Source organism: Sorangium sp. So ce834 (genome assembly GCF_051521425.1).
Classification (GTDB): Bacteria; Myxococcota_A; Polyangia; order Polyangiales; family Polyangiaceae; genus Sorangium; species Sorangium cellulosum_D.
Genome location: NZ_CP150351.1, coordinates 2,845,433 through 2,863,485, shown reverse-complemented (window position 1 = coordinate 2,863,485; position 18,053 = coordinate 2,845,433). Strand labels below are relative to the sequence as shown.

Here is an 18,053-nt window from a genome sequence, read left to right as displayed (position 1 = left end):
CGCTCCTCGGGCGACATCCCGCCTCGGCGCGGGCTGCGCCAAGTCGGGCTCTCCCTGGATCGCGCGGTCTCAGCCCGCGGTCGCCATGGCCAGGGCCCGGTGGATCACGCGGAGCGCGACGTCGGTGAGGCCATAGGCGGGCAGCTCGGGGATGGGCACGAAGGCCGCCTCGGAGGCGTCGTCCCCGGGAGAGAGGACGCCTCCGGTCGACGCGCACAGGTAATCGAGGATCACGTAATGGTACGGCGTCGCCACGATCTCCACGACCTCCACGAGGGGGCCGACGCGGATCTCGAGGCCCGTCTCCTCGCGGATCTCGCGGGCGAGGGCGTCCGCGAGCCGCTCTCCCGGCTCTACGCGTCCGCCAGGGAGCGACCAGGAGCCCTCGAGCGGCGGGCGGGCGCGCCGGATGAGGAGCACGCGCGGCGCGTCGGACGCGCCCGGTGGGCGCTCGATCACGACGGCGCCGACCGCCACGCGCGGGGGCTCCAGGGCGCGTCCCGGCGCGTCGCTCACGGCGCGGCCGCCTCGGTGCGACCGGCCTTGCAGCGCGCGTCGCCCGGCGTCGCGACCGCGAGCTCGTAGTCGCCGAGCGCGATATCACCGGGGACGATCACGGCCCCGTCGTAGCGGCCGCGCTCATCGGTCGACAGCGAGCCGATCGTCAAGCCCTGCTGCGCCGCGTTCCCCGTCAGGATCACGTCGACGCGCACGTGACCGCACGGCGCCCCGTCGCTGCTCACCTGGCCCTGCAGGTGGAGCGGAAACCCGCGGCGGATTTCCCTGTCCAGGGCGCTCACGGCCACGTCGGTGCGCGCCGCGGCGCGCTCGGCCGCGTCGCTCGTGGGGGTGGGCGCCGGCGGGGCCGGAGGCGGCGGCGCGCCGGCGCTGGCGGAGCCGGCGCCACCCGGGCCGGGCGGCCCCTGCTGCATCTGCTCGGCGCGCGTCCGATCGGCGAGATCCTGGCCCGAGTCGCGCTGCTCCGGCCAGCTGTAGGGGTCCGGCGGCGGCACGTACGGCGGGCGGCTCGGATCGACCTCCTGGTCCATGTTGAGGGCGGCGCCCCCGAGGTCGATGCGGTGCCAGAGCGAGCCGTCGAAGACCTCGACCCAGGCGTGCGCCTCGTTGACGACCATCCGCGCGGGGATCCCGATGTGCAGGGCCGTGACGAGGAACGCGAAGGCGCGGTGGCGGCAGACGCCTTTTCGCGACAGCGCGAGATCGAGGTAGATGTCCCCATACCCCTTGGGCGGGTCGTCCGACGGGGCGAACGACCGGAAGTACTCGACCATCTTCTGCACGACCTCGCGCGGCCGCATCGCCGTCGAGATGCCGATCGCCTGGGCGACCTGCTTGAACGCCGCCTCGTGGGAGGGCTCCTGCGGCGGGCGGTACGGCGCGAGCTTGCCCCAGTCGACCTCGGCGAAATCGCTGCCGAAGGTCGCGCGCGCGATCGCGAGCTGCACGATGAGCCGGACGCGCGCGCTCTTCGTGCCGCGGACGAACCAGTTGTCGGCGCCGTCGCGCAGCACGACCACCGGCGTGTCGGGGTTCACGTGCACCCGCACGAGCCGCGTGTCCGGCCCGACCGTCGGGATCCGGACCGGCTCGTTCGGCACGAGATCGACCGCGATGTCCCCGTAGAACGCCTCGTCGCCCGCCGCGACCTTGCCGCCGACCTCGACCGCCTTCAGGCTCCGATCGCGGACGACGAGCGAGTAGTCCGCCCTCACGGCGTCGTAGGCCTGCAGCCGCTTGAACGGCGCGGTAGCCGGGGAGAACGGGTCGTCGTAGCGCTCGATGTTCGGCCGGCGGGTGTCGCGATCCGGCTCGTAGGAGGCGTCGGGGCCGGCGTCGGAGCCGACGGTGCTGTAGACCTGCTGCTGGCTCGACGGCGGGCGCTGCGGATCGGGCGCCGTGGCCAGGCCGCTCGGCGTCTGGATCGCCGCCGGGAGCCCGCCGTCGAGCGTGGTCGTGGCGAGCGAGACGTCCTCCGCGGGGTCCGGCGCGATGAACTCGTGCAGGAGCGACCCCTGCGCGTCCGCGAGCGGCGACACGGCGCAGGCGAGCGCGAACACGAGCAGGCTGCGCGCCCGGCCGCCGAGCCGGCGCCGGGAGGCGGAGACAGCGGGCAGAGCAGCAGGGCGCGGGCGCGCGACCGGAGCGGACATCAGGAGCCGTTATGAAACCAGAAACCCCGGCGATGTTCCACGCCGGCCGGTCCGTCCGCGCGCCGGCCGCCGGCCGTCACGGTCGGCCACCGGCGCCCCGGTCAGCGCCGGTGCTGCGCCGCATCGGCGTGGTGGCGCCGCGGCTGCGGGGCGGAGCGGAGCCGGTCGATCGCCTCGGTGGATTCCCCGCGCGCGGTCAGCTCGGCGGCGAGCACGTCGAGGGCGGGCTGGAAGATGTCGGTCCGGGCGAAGCGGCCGGCGCGGCCGCCGGCCAGCCTCGGCAGGACGGCGACGATGCGGCGCATCCCGTCGGCGTACCGTCGGGAGATGGCCAGCCGGTCGATGAGCGGCTCGAGGAAGTCGGCGACCGCCGCGGCGCGATCGCGGACCCCGTCGCAGGCCTCCTTCATCGGCTCGAGGAGCAGGAGCGTCCAGAGGACCGTGTCGTCGAGCGGCCGGTCCGCGGCGGTGCGCCGGTCGACGTAGTCGAGCACGCGCCAGAGGCGCTGGCCCGGGCCGTCGTCGCCGCGATCGTCGTAGAGCAGCGCCGAGACCTCGGGCAGGAGGACGTCGAGCACCCCCGTCTCCCACGCGAGGTAGATGGTGCGGCGCGCCTGGCCGCCGCGCAGGAGGCGCAGGATCTCCTCCGAGAGGCGCGGGCGCGCCGCGAGCGCGAGCGCGTCGCGGCAGTAGACGACCGCGTCGTAGACGTCCGGGGTGATCGCGAAGCCCAGCCGGCCGGCGAACTTGAGCGCGCGCAGGATGCGGATCGGATCCTCGCGGAAGCGCGTCTCGGGATCGCCGATCGTGTGGACCACCTGACGGCGCACGTCCTCCATGCCGCCGACCCAGTCGAGGATCTGCCGCGCCTCCACGTCGTAGAAGAGCGCGTTGATCCGGAAGTCGCGGCGCAGGGCGTCCTCGTGCGCGACGCCGAACGCGTTGTCGCTCCGGATGAGCAGCTCGCTCCCGTCCTCGGAGTCCTCCTTCGGGTTGCGGCGGAAGGTCGCCACCTCGATGACCTTCCCGCCCTGAAAGAGGACGTGCACCAGACGGAACCGCCGGCCGATGATGCGCGAGTTGCGGAACAGCTCGCGGACCTCCTCCGGCCGGGCGCTGGTGGCGACGTCGAAATCCTTCGGGCGGCGATCGAGGAGCAAGTCCCGCACACAGCCGCCTACCAGGTAGGCCTGGTATCCGTGGCGAACGAGGCGCCGGACGACTTTCTGGACGTCCGGATCGATCCGCGCCTCGTCGAAGACGACCTGGAAGCGGCGCGGGGTGGGGATGTCTTCGTCGACGAGCTCGACGCGGAACGGATCGCCGTCGAGGGCGCTCGTGTCCGTCGGCGTGGTCTCGCCCTCGGGCCCAGCGCGCAGCCCGGGGGCGCTGCGGACCTCGTACGTAGGGAGATCGGCGTCTTGGTGCGCCGCTGTACCGTTATCAGGAGATGGGGTCGCGCGACCCATAATCAGCAACCGAGAAAGCACCAGGCAGCGCCTGGAGGGAGTGGAGGACGACTGGCGCGCGATTCTGGGTACTCCCTGGAGAACCGACCCGCGCGATGAGGCCCGCGCCCGCGGACCCCCGAACCGTGCCGGCTCGCTCGCCTCGGCCTGATTCGGCCTGGCGAGCGGATCCGGCTGTCGCCCGGAACAAGAGATGCTAACGGCCGTCTAGCAGGGCTTCGCCGTGAGAGCAAAGCCGAGCCGCAGGGAGGCCGACAGAAGCCTCCGGGAGCGAGCCGGCGTCACGGTTTGGTCCCCCAGTGCCCGAGCCCGGGCGCCGGCGGCGGGGCCGCGTCCGGCTGGGCGGCGAGCGGCGCCCCGGCGCCGGCCTCCGGCGTCGCGAGCAGCGCCTGCCGCAGCTCCGCCATCGAGGCGAACCGGCCGCGCGGATCCTTCACGAGGGCCTTGCGCACGACCGCGTCGAGCTCGCGCGACATGAGGAGCCCCGGGTGCAAGCGGTGCGGCGGCGGCGGCGGCTCGCGCGCGTGCTTCTCCGCGATCGCCGGGTACGTCCCCTGGAACGGCACGCGGCCCGCGAGCATCTCGTAGAGGACGATGCCGAGGGAGTAGACGTCGGCGGCGGGCGCCGCCGGAGCGCCCTGCGCCTGCTCGGGCGCCATGTACTCGGGCGTCCCCACGACCCGGGGGAAGAGCGCGCCTTCGCCCTGGCCCGCGATGAACGAGAACCCGAAGTCGAGCAGCTTGACGATCTCGCGCCCGTCGGCGGCGTGCACGAGGAACACGTTCTCCGGCTTCACGTCGCGGTGGATCACCCCGGCGCGGTGCGCGGCCTCGAGGCCCGCGGCGAGGTCGGCGGCGATCCGGACCGCGCGCGCGGGGACGAGGGAGCGCGTGAAGCTCAGCGTGTCGGCGAGGTCGAGGCCGACGAGCAGCTCCATCGCGAAGCACGGCGCGTCGCCGGCGCGCTCGAGCGCCTCGACGCGGAGGACGTTGGGGTGACGGACGCGCGACGCGGCGCCGGCCTCTCGCTCGAACCGCGCGACGAGCAGCGGATCGTCGCGGAGCTCCGCCCGGAGGACCTTGAGCGCGACGCGCGACGGCGCGGCCTCCTGGGGCCTGCCGGCGCGATCGGCGAGGTAGACGTGCCCGACCCCGCCGCTGCCGAGCAGCTGCACGACGCGGTACTTGTTGCAGAGGAGCTTGCCCACGAGCGCTTCGGCGGCGACGCGAGCAGGAGGCATGGATCGATCGTAGCGCAGTCGCGCCTGTCGAAGGGCAAACGCGCGCAGCGGCGGCGCAGAAGAGCGCGCAGGCGGACCCGGCGCGGCGCGCGGGCGCAGCGGGAGGTTCGCCCCCGTACCGATCCGCGGCCGCGGCGCGATCGCCTGCGAGGGGCCCGGGCCGGCGCGGCCGCTCCCGTCGGCCTGTCTGGCTCCGCCGGAGGACGAGGGCGCAGGGCTGACGCGCGAGGTCATCCGGCGCCGCGCGAGCCTGGCGGCGCCTGCTGGGACCGTCCCGCGCGCGGCGGCGACAGACGGGGCGGCGCGACGAACGCAGCCGCGCGCGGCGCACGCTCCGGCGGCGCGGCGCGCGGCGGGGTGCCCGCCCGGACGCGGGATCGCGCGGACCGCTTGAGCGGCGGCGAGGAGACGGCCACGCTTAGCGGCGCATGACCGACGATCGTCGCACCTCCTCCCCGAGCGCGCTCGACGTGGAGGCCGAGCTCTCGCCCTCAGCGGCGAGCTTCCCAGGCCCGAGCGCCGTCGCCTCGCGTCCGCCCCCGCTTCGCTGGAAGAAGAACCTCGCGCTCTTCTGCGTGACGGTCGTCTCGGTGTTCGTCGCCGGCACCCTCTGGGCTCCGATCGCGCCGGAGGACGACAGCGTGCTCGCCTTCGTGAAGGCGCTGCCGCAGACCTGGTCGTTCGCGGTGCCGTTCCTGTCGATCCTGCTGGCGCACGAGTTCGGGCACTACTTCGCGGCGCGCGCGCACGGGGTCGAGGCGTCGCTCCCCTACTTCATCCCGCTCCCGATCGTGAGCCCGCTCGGCACGATGGGCGCGGTGATCTCGATGAAGGGCAGGATCAAGTCGCGGAACGCGCTGCTCGACATCGGCGCCTCCGGACCGCTGGCCGGCCTCGTGGTGGCCCTGCCGGTCCTGTTCGTGGGCCTGATGCAGTCGGAGGTGCACGCCTCGTCGGGGCCCGCGCTGCAGGAGGGGCGGAGCCTCCTCTACTTGCTGCTGAGGCGGCTCGCTGTCGGCCCGATCCCCGAGACCCACGACGTCTTCCTCGGCCCCACGGCGATGGCCGGATGGGCCGGGCTGCTCATCACCGCGTTCAACCTCTTCCCGGTCGGCCAGCTCGACGGCGGGCACGTCGCCTACGCGCTGTTCGGCAAGCGGCAGGACCGCTACGGCCGCGCCGCGCACTTCCTGATGCTCGCGCTCTTCGTCGGCAACGTCGTCTACTTCACGCGGCACTTCATCGCGGACGGGCTCTCCGACGCGCTGCGCGCCGGCGTCGCGAACGGGATGCCGTGGCTCACGTGGTTCGGCCTGGTCTACCTGATGCTGCGGATGGGCGGGCGGGAGCACCCGCCCACGGAGCCCGGTGAGCTGTCGCCGGGGCGCAAGGCGATCGCCGTGGTGACGCTGCTCCTCTTCGTGCTGCTGCTGATGCCGACCCCGTTCGGCACCTACTGAGCGCGCCGGCGCTCAGGGCTTGGCGGCGCCGAACTTCGCCCGGAGCGCGTCGCAGACGACGGCGGGGGCGTAGTGGCTGACGTCGCCGCCGTGGCTCGCGATCTCGCGCACGAGCGACGCCGAGACGAAGCCGTAGTGCGTGCGCGTCGGCAGGAACACGGTGTCGACGCCGGGGAGCATGTCCGCGTTCGCGTGGGCGATCTGCAGCTCGTACTCGAAGTCGGTCGCCGCGCGGAGCCCGCGGACGATCACCCGCGCGCCGACCCGCTGGCAGTACTGGATGAGCAGCCCCTCGAACGAGTCGATCCGCGCGTTCGTCACCTCGCTCGTGGTCTGGCGCAGGAGCTCCAGCCGCTCCGAGTAGGTGAAGAGCGGGTGCTTCGTCGGATGCCGGCCGACCGCGATGATTACCTGATCGAACAGCTTCGACGCCCGCTGGATCAGGTCGAGGTGACCGAACGTGATCGGATCGAAGCTCCCCGCGTAGACCGCCAGCAGTTCCTTCGCCATCGCGCTCACCGGTCCGGCGTCCGCTTGGGAGCGCCCGCGGGCGGGGTCGACTTCGGCGCGGCCGCCGGCGGGGCCGGCGCGGCCGGCGCGGGGGACGGCGGCGCCTGGAGCGCGGGCGCTTGCGGCGCGGGCGAGCCGATCCCGCCCGCGGGGCCGGCCCCGTCCGCGGGGGCGGCGGGGGCCTGCCCCTCGTTCGCGGGCGCCGGCTCGCCACCCTGGAGCACCTTGTTCACGGCGGTGTCGTCCTCGATCCACATGAGCCGGCCGCCGTCGGCGAAGGTGACGCGGAAGTAGGCGAGCAGCCCCGCGCCGATCACGCCGTCCAGATCGAGCTGGAGCTGCTTCTCGACGGCCTGGAGCGGCGCCCCGTACACGCCGGGGACCTTGGGGATCTCCAGCGCGCCGAGCCGCAGCATCGGCACGACGCCCTGCTTCAGCTTCTGCTCCGGATCCTGCTCGACGCGCTTCAGGCCGTCGGCCTCGAAGCCCGCCTTCTTCCAGCCCTCCTTGTCGAGCGCGATCGGGAACGTCATCGACGTGTCGATGAGCATCGGCCCCTGCACCGTCTTGTCGGGCCCGAGGCTGCTGCGCAGCACCATGCCGCCGCCCTTGATGAAGGCCACGTCGACGCGCGTCGCGTCGGGCGGTGCCGGCGGGGAGAAGCTGCGCACGACGAACTGCCGGCCGGCGTAGTCGATGGTCGCGTTGAGGTGCCGGATCAGGTTCACCCCGAGCAGCGCCTTGACCGGCGCGCCGATCTGCTTCGAGATGCCCGAGAGGTCCTGCGTGAGCGCCGGGACGTCGTTGACCTCGAGCCGCCGGCCGAAGCGGAGCGAGACCCAGCTCGGCTCCTTGCGCGTGCTGCTGTCGATGACCACCTCGCCGGTGCCGGTCGACACCATCGCCAGCGCCGACTCGCCGTCGATCTCGAGCTCGACGACGAAGAACGGAGCCGCGGGGTTGACGTGGGGCATCTCGATCGCCGCCAGGAGCCCGCCGGAGAGCGTGAACGGCGCGCGCCCCGCCCCGCGCCGCGCCAGCTTGGCGATCGACTTCGCCCAGTCGTCGACCACATCCGGATCGTCGAGCATCGCCTCGAGCTCGTCGGCGGCGGCGTCGAGGTCGCCCTTGTACCAGAGCGCGCGCCCGCGGATCCCGGCGGCCTCGGAGCCGGCGACCCCCTTGAGGAGGCGCAGCGCCTCGGCGTAGTCGAGCCGGGCCAGCGCGATGCGCCCCGCGAGCAGGCGGGCCTCGGTGTCGGCCGGGACGATCGTCAGCGCCTTCGCGACCGCATCGCGCGCGTTGTCGACGTCGGCGGACTGGAACTCCTGTCGAGCGCGGGCGAGCCACTTCTCCGCCGCCGGCGGGCGCGCGGACTCCGGGCCGATCATCGTCGAGCACGACGCGAGGAGGGTCGCGGTCAGCAGGCCGCCGAGGCGAACAGCGAGGGAGCTTCTCGTCGGCGCGTTTCGATTCGAATGGATTCGCACGTGGATCTCAGGCCCTTTGCGGCGCGCCGTCCGGGCCGATTTCTCCCGACGAAATCGGCTCGATCGCAAGGATGCGATCGGCCCGTAGCTCGCGGCGGCTGCGCGACGGGAGCAGATAGCCGAGAACCCGGGGTGGGTCGAGGTCCGTTCGCACCCCCGTCACCCGTACGATGAGCTCCTCCGGCCCGCGGCGCGCCGGCCGGTACCGCACCCGCACCGTGGCGGCGTGCTCGGCCGCGCGCACCGCCGCGGCGACCAGCTCCGGGCGCGCGTGGCGCTCGCCGATCCGGACGTGCCACAGGTCGCGCGGCGTGCGCGGGGCGAGGACCTCCAGCACCTTGCGGAACACGCCGCGCAGGGCGTGCACGTCGTCCTCGGCGCGGTGGGCGCGCTCGCGGTGCACGCCGAGCTCCCGGCAGAGGGAGGCGAGGCTGTGGCTCGGCAGAGCGAAGGCCCGGCGGGAGAGGACGAGCGTGTCGAGGTAGTACGGCACGCGCTTCGCTTTCCCCGCCCGCGCGAGCTCCGCCTCCAGGAACGCGACGTCCCACGCGGCCGCGTGGGCGACGAGCACCGCGCCCTCCGTCACCTGAGCGATGCGATCGCAGAGCTCGGCGAACGTGGGCGCGCCCGCGAGCTCCCGCGGATCGATGCCGTGCACGTGCGCGTTGCCGAACACGCCCGGCTCGGGCCTCACGAGCGACGTGATCGCGTCCTCGCACGTGTCCCCCCGCACCCGCTCGGCGCAGACCTCGATCACGCGGTCGCTCTCGGGGCGCAGGCCCGTCATCTCGAGATCGAGGAACACGAGCGGCGCGCGCTCGATCGGATCGTCCCAGGGCGAGCCGGCGGGGGGCTCCGCGCCGGTCGTCCGCTCCGGCTCCGCTCCTTCGCGCTGCTCCGTCATCCGACCTGCTTCCCCACCCCGGCGGCTCGACCCAGGAGGCGACCGTCCCTCGGCATGGAGGCGTCTTAGCGAAACCTGCGCCCGACCGAAAGCGGTCCGCGGCGCGGGGCGACGCCCCCGGCCCGCGATGCTCGGGCGCCGGCCTCCTGGCCTCCCCGCGGGCCGCGGGCCCAGGGGACGACCCCCGCGCCCGGAGCGGGCGCGGTCTCCAGGCGACGGCCCGGAGCGCGCCCCGTGCGCGGGCCTCCGCGACGGCGGCGTTCGAGCAGAATTTCCGCGCTGCAGCACCGGATGTTCAAGGGGGCTTTCGTTGCTACACTCCTCAGCGTGCCGGACGGGGTAGCTACAGTCCCGGGGGGCTCTCCTGACGAGGAGCTCGATCTCGGCGACGAGTCTTCGGGGTTTCGCCACGAGCGCAGGACCGAGCCGCTCGATCTTCCCGTCCTCGTGGTGAACCGCTTCTTCCAGCCTGTGCAGATCACCACGGCGCGCCGCGCTTTCCTGCTGCTCTTCGGCGGCGCCGCCCTCGCCATCGACGAGCTCGGCGATCTCCACGATTTCTCGGCCTGGCGGCGGCTGCCGGTGCGGGACAAGGACGACGGCCTCCCCGTGGTCGGCGGCTCGCTCCGCGTGCCGCGCGTCCTGCACCTCCGCCGCTACGAGCGCATGCGGCGCCCGGCGATCCGGCTCACGCGAAAAAACGTGATGCTGCGCGACGCGCACCAGTGCCAGTACTGCGCGCGCCGCCCCCCCGTCCGCGACCTCAACATCGACCACGTGCTCCCTCGGTCGCGCGGCGGCGAGGACTCCTGGGAGAACCTCGTGACCGCCTGCCGCACGTGCAACCTCCGCAAGGGCTGGCGCACGCCGGACGAGGCCAGCATGCGGCTCATCCGCCAGCCGGTGCCGCCGCGCTGGTCGGCGACCATGCAGATCCTGCTCGGCTTGCCGCACTCGTTCGACGAGTGGAGCCCGTTCCTCAAGGCCGGCTGACCGCCCTCGCCCCGGCGCCGCGCCGGCCGACGGGGGTGGGCGCCGACGGCGGGAGCGTTCACGGGATCACGGCGACGCGCCCCTGGTCGTCGCAGTAGGCGACCCCTCTCCACCCCTCCTCGGTGCAGAGGAAGAAATCGATGCAGCCGGTCCGGCACGCGGCGTCCGCGCAGGTCTCGGCGGCCTCCGCCGGGCAATCCGGCAGCTGCAGCGCGGGCGTGCAGCCCTGCGCCTCGCCGCCGTGGTCGAGCGTCACCGCCTCGCACCCGCCGCCCTCTCCGCCGCCCGCGCCCACGTCTCCGCCGCCCGCGCCCGCGTCCGGCGCGGGCCCGCCGGGCCGATCGCACCGCGCGACCTCGGTCCAGGCGCCGTCCAGGCAATCGTAGAGGGCGCGGCAAGCGGCGTCGTCGCAGCTGCCTCCTCGGCCGACCGGGCACCCTCCCGGGGGGATCTCCCCGCACAGCTCTGGCTCGGCGATGGGATCGCAGCCGGCCGGCGCGAGGACCGCGAGGGCGGCGCCTGCGATGAATGACAGCGGAATCTTCAAGGCAGCCGTAAGCGGCCGTAAGCAGCCGCTAAAGAGAGCTCGGAGCGCGGCGCGCGGGGGCGAAATACGCAAGGCGCCTCGCTTCCGCTCATCCGGAGCGATTAGTATGCGCGCCATGCGTCCCTGCGCCACTGCCAGCGCCGTGTTCACCGGAGTCCTCCTCGCCGCGACCGTGTTCGCGGCCTGCTCGAGCGGCACCGCGCCGCCCTCGCCCCCGGACAGCGCGGCGCTCGGCGCATCGCCTCCGCCCGCGTCGCAGCCGCCCGCCGCCGCCGAGCCGGGCGCCGCCGACCCCGGCGCCGCGGCCCCGGGCGCCACCGACCCGGGCGCCGCCGCCGCGCCGGCGCAGCCGGACAAACCCGCGGCGCGCAAGAAGGCGCCCGAGACGGTCGAGGACTGCAAGGTGATCGCCTCCGAGATCACGAACGATCCGCCCGAGGGCGGGGTCGTGATGAACAACGCGATGACGTCCGCCGACGCGGGCTCGAGCGATCGCTTGCAGCCGCTCGTCGACGCGATCAAGGCGAGGCGCGACGGCTTCCGCTGCTGCTTCGATCTCTACGCCCGCAAGCACCCGGGCGCGCAGGGGAGGATCACGTGGCAGCTCAAGCTGAAGCCCGACGGCACCTTCGAGGACGCGAGCATCGTGCGCGACAAGAGCGACGTGACCGCGCCGCAGGTCGAGTCGTGCATGGAGGAGCTCGCGAAGTCGATCACCTGGGCGCGCTCGCCGAGCGGCAAGGAGACCGTGCTGACCTACCCCTTCGATTTCAAGCGGCGCAACTATTAGCAGCGCGCCGCCGGGGAGGAGCACGTCAGTGTCGAGCGACGCTTCGGGGATCCTGCGCGGCTCGGGCTACCCCGGCCGCAACGCCTACGCCGAGCTGCTCCGCGACACGCGCGGCCTGAGGCGCGAGCAGCAGCAGGCCCGCGAGGCGTGGTTCGCGCGCCTCGCGGCCGACAAGAAGGACGAGACGCTCTTTGAGCTCGAGATCCTCCTCAAGGGCGTCGCCTGCTTCGCGAACCCGCGGAACCACCCCGGCGCGGGCCGGCGCCAGACCATCGTCAGCCACGACTTCCGCGAGCACCTCCAGCACGCGCGCGACGGCATGGCGCGCGTCGTCCAGCTGACGCGCGCCATGCTCGGCGATCGCGATCGCGCCTTCGTCTTCCAGCGCTATCTCGAGACGGTGCTGCCGGAGGACACCGCGCGCACGCGGCTCCTGCACGCGACGATGGCGCAGGAGTCGCCCGAGTCCAGCCTCTTCGTGTTGCGGCACGGGTTCACGAACCTCATCGAGGTCGCGGGCGGGCTGCTCCGGCTGCCGCGGATCAACTTCAGGCTCTTCTACGCCCACCTCGCGACGGCGATGCGCGAGATCGCGCAGAGCACGTTCTTCAACCCGCTCCACGCGCTCGAGTTTCGCCCGGAGTTCGATCGCATCGCGTCCACGCAGGTGCTCGAGCTGATCCACCGCGTGCCCGGCGAGCAGGCGCACCGCCTCGTGGCGCTCACGTTCCTCGCGCTGTTCAGGATGCTCCGGTACCTCCGGCTGCTCGACGCGATCGCGCTCGATCACTCGGATCACCGCGTCGCCGGGCGCGGGTACCTCGTGCTCGCGGTCCTGCGCAGCGACGCCCGCGCGCTCTCGAACTACCTGAGGCGCCGCTCGGGCGCGCTCCTCGCGGACAGCTTCGAGCGCGATCTCCTGCGCGTGCCCGCGAGCGACATCGTCGCGCGCCACGACGAGCTCGCCGCCGAGGGGCACCGCCTGCTCTCCACGAAGGCCGCCCTGACCGGGCTCGCCGCGAACCTGCGGCTCGAGATGCGCCGCGCCTTCGAGCACGATCTTCCGCCCGCCGACGCGCTGGTGAGCGAGTCCGAGTACCGCGTCCGCCTCCGCGCCGTCGCGCACGGCCTCCGCCCCGCGCTGCAGAACGCGATCCTGTTCCTCGGCAGGTCGCTCGGCGCGAAGCTCGAGGAGGGCCGCGTCTTCGACGACCAGGCGGCGCGGCGGGCGACGAGCGATCGCCTCCGGCGCGACGTGTGGATGTTCGCCCAGATCGCCCGCGCGTTCGCGAGCAAGGCGCGCACGACCGGACCGGCGCCCGATCGATGGACGGGCATCGCGAGCTTCGCGTTCGTCCGCGAGTTCCTCTCGTACTTCCGGGCGATGGGCTACCCGCTGCTCCGCGTGGGCGACTACCCCCGCGTCGACGCGTTCGTCTCGGCGATGACGGCGCTCGAGGAGAGCGACCTGCTCGATCCCCAGCGGCTCGACGCCGCCATCCGCGAGTGCGAGGCGTTCTCCGAGTTCCTGGTGAAGCTCTTCGAGCAGATCTCGAAGCGCGAGGACCTCGTCGGCGTCCCGTTCGACCGCAGGGGCGCCGCGCGCGCCCTCCGGCTCTACCTCGGCGAGCGCGCCTGATCGCTCGGGCGCGCGCCTGACGCGCCGCCCGGCGAGCGCCCTCGACGCCGCGACCTCTCGGCGAGCGCCCCCGGCGCGCCGCCGCTCCACCCCCGGGAGCCCGTCCGCCGCCTGCGGCACCGGCAGGCCTCTCCGCCCTCCGCGCCGGTCGGGATGCGCGCGCATCGCGCGCCGCTCCAGCGCCGCACCGCGTGGCGCGGCAGCGAGCTGCGCGTCGCGCAGGCGCCGGTCGCCGCGGCCCTGGGTAGCGGCGCCGTCGCGGGGACCTCGTCCACCCGCGCGCCAGGCCTGGCTCAGCGCGCCGTCGCTGCGGCGTCCTCACCCCCCGGACGTCTTATAAGACGGATTGTCTCGTCGCGGCCGGCAGGCCAGCTCGCGGCGCCTCGAGCTGTAGAGAAACGCGAGGCGCGCCTTCTGCGCCTTATTCCGACTCGTCGGACGGCCCGGTGCTCGCGGGAGCCGGGGCCGGCGTGCTCTTGCGCGCGCCGCGGGAGCCCGCGCCCTTGGCCGGAGCGCGCTTCGCGGCGGCGCGTCCGCCTCGGGGCGCGGCCGCCTTCTTCGGCGCGGCGGCGCGCTTGCCGGCCGCCTTCGCCTTGCGCTTCGGAGCGGCCTTCTTGGCGGCGGGCTTCTTGGCGGCCGCGCGCTTCGGGGTCTTCTTGGCGGCCGCGCGCTTCGGGGCGGCCTTCTTCGCTGCCTTCCGCGCCGGCTTCTTCGCGACCTTCCCGGCCTTCGCGGCGGCCGGCTTCTTGGCCGACTTCGTCACCTTCTTCGCAGGCTTCTTCGCGGTCTTCTTAGCAGCCATTGGAAATCCTCCTGCATTCGCCCCGGCACGGCGGACATCGCCCAACGTCCTCGCCGCTACAAACTCCTGACCGAGGCAACAGATGTTGCACGACGTATATTGCCACGCATGGTGATGGTCAAGGAAAATCTTGCAGGCCCTAAACCGATGTATCCCATGTGTTCCAGGCAAACTGGTCCGCAAGCGTTGCGAGGGTAAACGCCAGATCAGGCCGTGGCGAAAACAACCAGACCGCACTGGACAACGTATTTCCGTTGACAATCGCTAGAATATCTGTCTTGGCCCTCCGCGCTCCTCCCTGACGATCGCGCGCCCGCGCGGCGCGGCGAACGGCGCCGGAGCGCTCATGGTCGCACGGAGCACCAGCGTTGCGCAGGCTCTAGAGAGCCTTGTGCGGCGCCATTCGCCTCGCTACGGTCGCGCCGCCTGCGCGGCGCCCCTCATGGCCTAGCGCCGCGCGGCGCTAGGAGGAAAGGTATGTTGGTTCGTCGCTCGACGTCGTGGTTGCTCCTGGGTGCAACGCTCCTCGCCGGCTCTGGGCCGCTCGGGTGCGGCTACTCGGAGGAGGAGATGCAGGCGAAGGTCCGCGAGATCGAGGGCCTGAAGACCCAGCTGAGCGCCGAGCAGGCGCAGAACAAGAAAGCCAAGAGCGAGCTCGACGAGGCGGCGGCCCGGATCGAGCAGCTCAAGTCCCAGCTCAAGGCCGCGGGCGTCGACATCTCCAACCTGAACGCGAACCTCGAGCAGCAGGCCCGGGCGCTCGAGGACTTCCGCCGCCGCGCCCAGCAGCTCGAGGACATCAAGAAGCGCTTCGAGGTCCTGCGGGAGAAGCTCCAGGCCCTCACCAAGCTCGGGCTCAACGTGACCGTCCGCAACAACCGGATGGTCATCCAGCTGCCCGGCGACGTCCTCTTCGACTCCGGCCGGGAGACGCTCAAGAAGGAGGGCCAGGAGATCCTGCTCAAGGTGGCCGAGGTCATCCGCAACGACGCCGGGCTGTCGGCGCGCTCCTTCCAGGTCGCCGGGCACACGGACAACGCCCCGCTCGCCGGCGGCCGCTTCAAGGACAACTGGGGGCTGAGCGTCATGCGCGCCCGCGAGGTGCTGGCGTTCCTGCTCCAGCCCCAGGACAAGGGCGGCGGCGGCCTCAAGCCCGAGCGGTGGAGCGCCTCCGGCTACGGCGACACCGACCCGGTGAAGGCGAACGACACCCCGGAGAACAAGCAGGCCAACCGGCGCTGCGAGCTCGTGGTGCTGCCGAACGTCGAGGAGATGCTCGACCTGAAGACGCTCACCCAGTGAGGTGTCCGGTATGAGCGTCGCGGCCATCGACATCGGGACCAACTCGGTCCTCCTTCTCATCGCCGAGCGCCGCGGGGGTGAGCTCGTGGCGCTCGTCGAGCGCGCGACCATCACCCGGCTCGGCCAGGGGGTCGACGCGGCGCGCGCGCTCGCGCCCGAGGCCGTCGAGCGGACGCTCGCCTGCCTCGCCCGTTACGGCGAGGAGCTCAGGTCCCTGGGGGTGGAGCGGGTGGACGCCGTCGGGACCAGCGCGATGCGCGACGCCGCCGGCGGGGAGGAGTTCATCGCCCGCGCCCGCGAGCTCATCGGCGTCGCCCCCCGCGTGATCTCCGGTCCGGAGGAGGCGGAGCTCACGTACGCCGGCGCGCTGACGGGGCTCGACCTGCCGGCCCAGGGCCCCAGGGTCGTGTTCGACGTGGGCGGAGGCAGCACGGAGATCATCGTCGGCGGCGCCGGCGGGGCGGTGGAGCGGGCGGTGAGCCTCGACGTCGGGAGCGTCCGGCTGACCGAGCGCCACGTCCGCGCGGATCCGCCGGCCGCGGAGGAGCTCGAGGCGGTCCGCGCGGACGCCCGGGCCGCCCTGGCGACGGTCCCGCCCGCGCCCCTGCTCGCGGCGCCCACCCTGGTCGGCGTCGCGGGGACGGTGACGACCCTCGCCGCGCTCGTCCGTGGCGTCGCGCCGTACGACGGCGCCCGCGTGCACGGCGCGCGGGTATCCGGGGCGGAGATCGTGGCCACCACCTCCCGCCTCGCCTCGCTGCCGCTCGCCGAGCGCAGGCAGCTGCCCGCCCTGGATCCGGCGCGCGCCGACGTCATCGTGGCGGGCAGCGTGCTCATCGAGGAGATCCTCGCGTGGGCCTCGCGGCTCGCCGGAGCGCCCGTGGATCTCATCGCCTCGGATCGCGGCGTCCGTTGGGGGCTGGCCGAGCGGCTCTGCGCCGCCTGAGCCCCCCGGCTCGTTCGAGGTACGGACGGCCACAGCGGCAGGTACCGTTGTGGCTGCCAGATTTTCGACCCATCCCACCCCCGTCAGGTCCGCCACCTCTCCCGGAGACGCCCGCTGTGCCCTACACTAGGGGGCGTGAGCCAGCGTGCATCCACGCGGGTGCCTCCATCGGTGCACACTGTGACCCCGCCGCATCCCGAGAGAAAAACATAGTGATCACGCCACGATGGGTCAGCTACGGGGATTTTCGTTGACGGTTTTAGGCCGGCTCACTAGAGTGCGCGCGCCTGGCGCAAACTGGCCCTTGTTCGAGAGGGCCGTTCCCCCAACCTCAATCCCTTCCGCCCGGAACCGTCCGCTTCTACCGCCGCTGCTCAAGATTCCACTGTGCACGCCTGAGCACCGACCTCTCGAGGGTCATGGCGGTGGTGCTCGCGCTTCTGCTTCTCGCACAGCGGTCTCGAGAGGCGGCTCATCGATCTTTTCTAGGAATGCGCGACGGTGTGTGTCGGTTCTGCGGGTCCAGGTTCAACCGCATGTTCAACGGACGCTTCCCGAAGAGGATTTCGGGAGGCAGACGAAAAAATAAAGAGACGGCGGGGTGGAAGGCAAAGGAGACGATATGCAGGCTCGTTCGGAGATCCAGTTCAAGGTGGGCGACAAAGCCGTCTACCCGGCCCAAGGCGTTGCGGAGGTTGTCAACATCGAGGAGAAGGACATCGCTGGAAACCGCCAGCGATTCTATGTTCTCCGCATCCTGGACACGGATCGCAAGATCATGGTCCCTGTCAGCAACGCGAGCGCGGTCGGCCTTCGCCAGGTCATCTCTGAGCAGGAAATCCGGGAAATCTTCGACATCCTCCGCGAGCGCACCATCGCGTTCGACAATCAGACCTGGAACCGCCGCTACCGCGGTTTCATGGACAAGATCAAGACCGGGTCGATTTACGACGTTGCGGAGGTGCTCCGCGACCTCTACCGCCTGAAGACGGACAAGCAACTCTCGTTCGGTGAGCGCCGCATGCTCGACACCGCCCGGACGCTGATCGTCAAGGAGATCGCGATCGCCCGGGGCCAGACGGAAGAGCAGGTGAAGACCGAGATCGAGGCGATCTTTCTCGCCAACTGAGGCGAACCCTCATGGGTAGCGGCCCTGCGGCCGCTGCCGATGGAGGCCGGCACTGCCGGCCTCCGGGCTTTTGTGGGCCGGAAATCCCGCTCAGGGGCAGCGCGCCGCGGCCCGCGGCGGCCCTGGCGGTCGAGCGCCCTCAGAGATCGCTGCCCGGCCGCTTCTGGACGGGCGGGAGCTGGGGCAGCGCGAGATCGACGCGCCACCCTGCGTCCTCGTAGACGCACGGGATCTGGGCGCGATCGCCCGGGAGCAGGCCGGCGACGTCCACCAAGGCGTGGGCGCCGGCGATCTGGGCGACGTACCGCTGCGGCTCGAAGCGCAGGAGGAAGCGGGACGGCGTGATCATCGCCTCGGGCGCGATCGCCTTGCCGGTCGCCGCGCTGTAGCGCTGCGCACGCGCGGCCAGGTTGTCCCGAGCGCGCCGGGACAGGAGCTCGAAGGCGGCCTTGGCGTCCGCCGGATCGCCGTGGAGCTGCCGCAGGCGGACGACGAGCTCCCGGACGGCGCCGTCGGGCGTGCCGTTCGGGGGCCGCCTGCTGCACCCGGCGGAGGCGAGCGCCGCGACCGAGAGCGCGACGGCCACGCCGGCCCGAACGAGGCGCGCGGCCGCCCCTCCGCCGCCGTGCCGTGCGTGCTGCCGGTGCGCGATCATCGCCC

Annotated in this window: 17 protein-coding genes; 7 read left to right on the top strand and 10 right to left on the bottom strand. The window is 72.8% G+C overall.

What is annotated here, in order from left to right; translation table 11 throughout:
* Nucleotides 1–69: 69 nt before the first annotated feature.
* From WMF20_RS10270 to WMF20_RS10255, 4 genes are all read right to left on the bottom strand, one after another.
* On the bottom strand, nucleotides 70–516 hold the full coding sequence (locus WMF20_RS10270; RefSeq protein ID WP_129574176.1) for an NUDIX hydrolase: 447 nt from the start codon (nucleotides 514–516) through the stop codon (nucleotides 70–72).
* A complete protein-coding gene (locus WMF20_RS10265; protein WP_437612800.1) occupies nucleotides 513–2,171 on the bottom strand; it encodes a transglutaminase-like domain-containing protein in 1,659 nt (552 codons plus the stop codon). The genes WMF20_RS10270 and WMF20_RS10265 overlap by 4 nt, the downstream gene beginning before the upstream one ends.
* 101 nt (nucleotides 2,172–2,272) lie before the next feature.
* Nucleotides 2,273–3,640 carry a polynucleotide adenylyltransferase PcnB gene (pcnB, locus tag WMF20_RS10260; protein ID WP_437612798.1) on the bottom strand — a complete coding sequence of 456 codons (1,368 nt, stop codon included), beginning with the start codon at nucleotides 3,638–3,640 and terminating at the stop codon, nucleotides 2,273–2,275.
* Between the two features lie 281 nt (nucleotides 3,641–3,921).
* Nucleotides 3,922–4,881, bottom strand: a complete 960-nt coding sequence (locus WMF20_RS10255) for a serine/threonine-protein kinase (protein ID WP_437612796.1) — start codon at nucleotides 4,879–4,881, stop codon at nucleotides 3,922–3,924.
* A 428-nt stretch (nucleotides 4,882–5,309) separates the two neighbouring features.
* On the opposite strand from WMF20_RS10255, the gene WMF20_RS10250 reads away from it, so the two are divergent.
* Entirely contained in the window at nucleotides 5,310–6,341 is a 1,032-nt protein-coding gene (locus tag WMF20_RS10250; protein WP_129574174.1) for a site-2 protease family protein, read from the top strand.
* 12 nt (nucleotides 6,342–6,353) lie between these two features.
* Here WMF20_RS10250 and coaD read toward each other — a convergent pair whose 3' ends face one another.
* The 3 genes from coaD to WMF20_RS10235 all read right to left on the bottom strand — a co-directional run bounded on the left by coaD (nucleotide 6,354) and on the right by WMF20_RS10235 (nucleotide 9,245).
* Complete coding sequence (gene coaD, locus WMF20_RS10245; RefSeq protein ID WP_437612794.1) at nucleotides 6,354–6,851, bottom strand: pantetheine-phosphate adenylyltransferase; 498 nt, start codon at nucleotides 6,849–6,851, stop codon at nucleotides 6,354–6,356.
* Between the two features lie 5 nt (nucleotides 6,852–6,856).
* Entirely contained in the window at nucleotides 6,857–8,242 is a 1,386-nt protein-coding gene (locus tag WMF20_RS10240; protein ID WP_437612792.1) for a tetratricopeptide repeat protein, read from the bottom strand.
* A 106-nt stretch (nucleotides 8,243–8,348) separates the two neighbouring features.
* On the bottom strand, nucleotides 8,349–9,245 hold the full coding sequence (locus WMF20_RS10235) for a 3'-5' exonuclease (RefSeq protein WP_437612790.1): 897 nt from the start codon (nucleotides 9,243–9,245) through the stop codon (nucleotides 8,349–8,351).
* 327 nt (nucleotides 9,246–9,572) lie between these two features.
* Here WMF20_RS10235 and WMF20_RS10230 point away from each other — a divergent pair, with 327 nt between their 5' ends.
* A complete protein-coding gene (locus tag WMF20_RS10230; RefSeq protein ID WP_237245218.1) occupies nucleotides 9,573–10,238 on the top strand; it encodes an HNH endonuclease in 666 nt (221 codons plus the stop codon).
* 58 nt (nucleotides 10,239–10,296) lie between these two features.
* Here the strand turns inward: WMF20_RS10230 and WMF20_RS10225 are convergent, their stop codons facing one another.
* Nucleotides 10,297–10,785: a hypothetical protein gene (locus WMF20_RS10225; protein ID WP_437612788.1), complete on the bottom strand. Its 489-nt coding sequence runs from the start codon at nucleotides 10,783–10,785 to the stop codon at nucleotides 10,297–10,299.
* 115 nt (nucleotides 10,786–10,900) lie between these two features.
* Between WMF20_RS10225 and WMF20_RS10220 the strand changes: the two genes are divergently transcribed.
* Together WMF20_RS10220 and WMF20_RS10215 are read left to right on the top strand one after the other, a co-directional pair.
* Nucleotides 10,901–11,575 carry an AgmX/PglI C-terminal domain-containing protein gene (locus WMF20_RS10220; protein WP_165373904.1) on the top strand — a complete coding sequence of 225 codons (675 nt, stop codon included), beginning with the start codon at nucleotides 10,901–10,903 and terminating at the stop codon, nucleotides 11,573–11,575.
* A gap of 28 nt (nucleotides 11,576–11,603) precedes the next feature.
* Nucleotides 11,604–13,214 (top strand): hypothetical protein, encoded by a 1,611-nt coding sequence (locus WMF20_RS10215; RefSeq protein WP_129574169.1) that lies wholly within the window; start codon nucleotides 11,604–11,606, stop codon nucleotides 13,212–13,214.
* A gap of 421 nt (nucleotides 13,215–13,635) precedes the next feature.
* On the opposite strand, the gene WMF20_RS10210 is transcribed toward WMF20_RS10215, so the two are convergent.
* On the bottom strand, nucleotides 13,636–14,016 hold the full coding sequence (locus tag WMF20_RS10210) for a histone H1 (protein WP_129574168.1): 381 nt from the start codon (nucleotides 14,014–14,016) through the stop codon (nucleotides 13,636–13,638).
* A 477-nt stretch (nucleotides 14,017–14,493) separates the two neighbouring features.
* Here WMF20_RS10210 and WMF20_RS10205 point away from each other — a divergent pair, with 477 nt between their 5' ends.
* From WMF20_RS10205 to WMF20_RS10195, 3 genes are all read left to right on the top strand, one after another.
* Complete coding sequence (locus tag WMF20_RS10205) at nucleotides 14,494–15,318, top strand: OmpA/MotB family protein (protein ID WP_129574167.1); 825 nt, start codon at nucleotides 14,494–14,496, stop codon at nucleotides 15,316–15,318.
* Between the two features lie 10 nt (nucleotides 15,319–15,328).
* On the top strand, nucleotides 15,329–16,264 hold the full coding sequence (locus tag WMF20_RS10200) for a Ppx/GppA phosphatase family protein (RefSeq protein ID WP_437612785.1): 936 nt from the start codon (nucleotides 15,329–15,331) through the stop codon (nucleotides 16,262–16,264).
* A 622-nt stretch (nucleotides 16,265–16,886) separates the two neighbouring features.
* Nucleotides 16,887–17,393 (top strand): CarD family transcriptional regulator, encoded by a 507-nt coding sequence (locus tag WMF20_RS10195; protein WP_012234339.1) that lies wholly within the window; start codon nucleotides 16,887–16,889, stop codon nucleotides 17,391–17,393.
* Nucleotides 17,394–17,532: 139 nt separating this feature from the next.
* On the opposite strand, the gene WMF20_RS10190 is transcribed toward WMF20_RS10195, so the two are convergent.
* Nucleotides 17,533–18,048, bottom strand: a complete 516-nt coding sequence (locus tag WMF20_RS10190; protein WP_437612783.1) for a hypothetical protein — start codon at nucleotides 18,046–18,048, stop codon at nucleotides 17,533–17,535.
* Nucleotides 18,049–18,053 lie beyond the last annotated feature (5 nt).

Excerpts from the sequence above, each read along its gene's own strand:
- WMF20_RS10265 (WP_437612800.1), bottom strand. The coding sequence starts at position 2,171 with ATGTCCGCTCCGGTCGCGCGCCCGCGCCCTGCTGCTCTGCCCGCTGTC.
- pcnB (WP_437612798.1), bottom strand. The coding sequence starts at position 3,640 with ATGGGTCGCGCGACCCCATCTCCTGATAACGGTACAGCGGCGCACCAA.
- WMF20_RS10255 (WP_437612796.1), bottom strand. The coding sequence starts at position 4,881 with ATGCCTCCTGCTCGCGTCGCCGCCGAAGCGCTCGTGGGCAAGCTCCTC.
- WMF20_RS10250 (WP_129574174.1), top strand. The coding sequence starts at position 5,310 with ATGACCGACGATCGTCGCACCTCCTCCCCGAGCGCGCTCGACGTGGAG.
- coaD (WP_437612794.1), bottom strand. The coding sequence starts at position 6,851 with ATGGCGAAGGAACTGCTGGCGGTCTACGCGGGGAGCTTCGATCCGATC.
- WMF20_RS10240 (WP_437612792.1), bottom strand. The coding sequence starts at position 8,242 with ATGATCGGCCCGGAGTCCGCGCGCCCGCCGGCGGCGGAGAAGTGGCTC.
- WMF20_RS10235 (WP_437612790.1), bottom strand. The coding sequence starts at position 9,245 with ATGACGGAGCAGCGCGAAGGAGCGGAGCCGGAGCGGACGACCGGCGCG.
- WMF20_RS10220 (WP_165373904.1), top strand. The coding sequence starts at position 10,901 with ATGCGTCCCTGCGCCACTGCCAGCGCCGTGTTCACCGGAGTCCTCCTC.
- WMF20_RS10210 (WP_129574168.1), bottom strand. The coding sequence starts at position 14,016 with ATGGCTGCTAAGAAGACCGCGAAGAAGCCTGCGAAGAAGGTGACGAAG.
- WMF20_RS10205 (WP_129574167.1), top strand. The coding sequence starts at position 14,494 with ATGTTGGTTCGTCGCTCGACGTCGTGGTTGCTCCTGGGTGCAACGCTC.
- WMF20_RS10200 (WP_437612785.1), top strand. The coding sequence starts at position 15,329 with ATGAGCGTCGCGGCCATCGACATCGGGACCAACTCGGTCCTCCTTCTC.
- WMF20_RS10195 (WP_012234339.1), top strand. The coding sequence starts at position 16,887 with ATGCAGGCTCGTTCGGAGATCCAGTTCAAGGTGGGCGACAAAGCCGTC.
- WMF20_RS10190 (WP_437612783.1), bottom strand. The coding sequence starts at position 18,048 with ATGATCGCGCACCGGCAGCACGCACGGCACGGCGGCGGAGGGGCGGCC.